Source organism: Bacteroidia bacterium (assembly GCA_016218155.1).
Lineage (GTDB): Bacteria > Bacteroidota > Bacteroidia > Bacteroidales > GWA2-32-17 > GWA2-32-17.
This window is the reverse complement of record JACREQ010000033.1, coordinates 1-2,334: the sequence shown is the minus strand read 5'-3', so window position 1 is coordinate 2,334 and position 2,334 is coordinate 1. Positions and strand designations below refer to the sequence as shown.

General features: G+C 31.4%; 1 protein-coding gene. It reads left to right on the top strand.

Annotation, left to right across the window (positions count from 1 at the left end):
• Window positions 1–62 precede the first annotated feature (62 nt).
• Window positions 63–2,334 (top strand): hypothetical protein (locus tag HY951_05775; GenBank protein ID MBI5539547.1); only part of this gene is annotated, 2,272 nt, incomplete at its 3' end.

The following is a 2,334-nucleotide window of genomic DNA, read 5'->3' as shown; positions in this document are numbered from 1 at the left end:
TTCTGGAATTGCAAACAAATAACAAAATACTGAAGACAAAATTAATACTAAATTAAAATAATATGAAAAAAACATTACTTATATTATTGGTAATTGGGTTTTCAATAACAAATAATACAGCTCAGGTTTTTAAATTATATACAACTACTGATGGATTAAGCAGTAATAATGTAAAATGCCTAACAACCGATAATTCAGGAAATTTATGGGTTGGAACAATCTCTGGATTAAATAAATTTAATGGCACAACTTTTACTAATTATAGTACTACTCAAGGATTGCCTCATAATAATATAAAATCACTTTCTAAAGATCTTTCTGGTAATGTATGGATTGGAACACAAAGTGGTTTAAGTAAAACTAACGGTTCAGGATTTGTTAATTATTATACTACAAACGGGTTGCCATCAAATAATATAACTGCTCTGGCATCAGGTTCAGGTGGAATGTTATGGATAGGCACTTTTTCATCAGGATTATCAAAATATAATGGACTCACTTTCACAAACTACAATAATACGAATGGTCTAATCTCTAATGGCATATCATCAATTTGCGAAGATTTAACTGGAAAAATATGGCTTGGTACCAATATCGGAATATCTGTATTTGATGGTATAACATTTACAAACTACAATACCGGTAATGGACTTCCATCAAACTTAATTAAAGCAATCCGTTGCGATCTTTCAGGAAATATATGGATAGGAACTACAACTGGCTTAGTGAAATATAACGGAATTAGTTTTACAACTTTAACAACTGTTGATGGCTTATTAAGTAACTCAATAACTTCATTAGATGTAGACGATACTGGAAATTTATGGATAGGATATAACTCTGCTGGAATTTCAAAATATAATGGAATTTTCTTTACTAACTATAGTGCTTCTAATGGTTTTATTTGGAATAATTTAACTTCTATAAAAAGTTATAATAATAATATTTATTCAGGAAATTTAAATGAATTAATTGAGTTTAAAAAATGGACTATACCACCTTTTCGGTATGACTACCTTGACACAAATAATATTTCTGCCGGAATAAATTCATGTGGTTTACTTTTTGAAAATCCTAATAATACGGGTGCTTTTCATGTACCCAAAAATACTGGAGCCTCTTCTCTTTTTGCATCATCTATTTGGTTTGGAGGTTTTGACCAAAATAATTTATTGCATTTAGCTGCAATGAGATTTTTAAATTACCCTAACGATATTTGGCCAGGACCCTTATTATCAAATACAAATACCTATACTGGCGATAGTATATGGAATAGAATCTGGAAAATTTCAAAATCAGAAATAGATTTTCATATATTAAATTATAATCAATCTGGTTATATAATCCCAAAATCAATTTTAGAATGGCCAGCACCTACAGCTGACTATATAGACTTTAATGGCAATAATTTATATGATCCCCAAAATGGAGATTACCCATTAATCCGGGGAGACCAGGCAATATTGTCAATTTTTAACGACCTAGCAGACATGCATAGTTCAGGAGGTTTACCTTTGGGAGTTGAAGTTCATTCATTATCTTATTCATTTAATTCTAATGACTCTGCACTTGCTAATACTGTTTTTAACAACTACAAAATTTACAATTATTCATCGAATAATTATAACGATTTTTATATAGGTATTTACTCTGATATTGATGTTGGAGAAGCATTGAACGATTATATAGGTTGTGACAGTGCAATAAGTCTATATTATGGCTATAATGCTGTTACTAATGATGCCCAATATGGTTCTCATGTTCCTGCACAAGGAGTTGTTTTTTTAAGTTCACCAATGTATTCATTTAATTATTATAATAACATTAGCAGTATGCTTGGCGACCCTGGTAACAGCACTGAGTATTACAACGTACTAAATGGTTACTGGAAAGATGGAACACCTTATACATATGGAGGAAATGGATATGGAGGTACAGTTTACACTAACTATTGTTATAGTAGCGACCCTAATAATCCATTAGGTTGGTCAGAAGTCACTGAGGGAAATGCACCAGGCGACAGAAGAGGTGTTGGCACCGTTGGACCATTTACCTTACTTGCAGGAAAAGCACTATGTTTAGATGTAGCTTTTCCAAATGCAATTGATTATTTTGGAAATAATTTAAGTTCTGTTTCATTATTAAAAGAAAGAACTTCCCAGATTATTAATTTTTATAATTCCCAAGGTTGGATATGTGGAGAAATTTATACAGACACAAATACAGTTGCACATTTATATACACAAAATCCAACAATATGCAAAGGACAGCCTTATCAACTAAACAACATAGTTGTTGGCGGGGCTCCGCCATATACTTATAATTGGTCAAGCT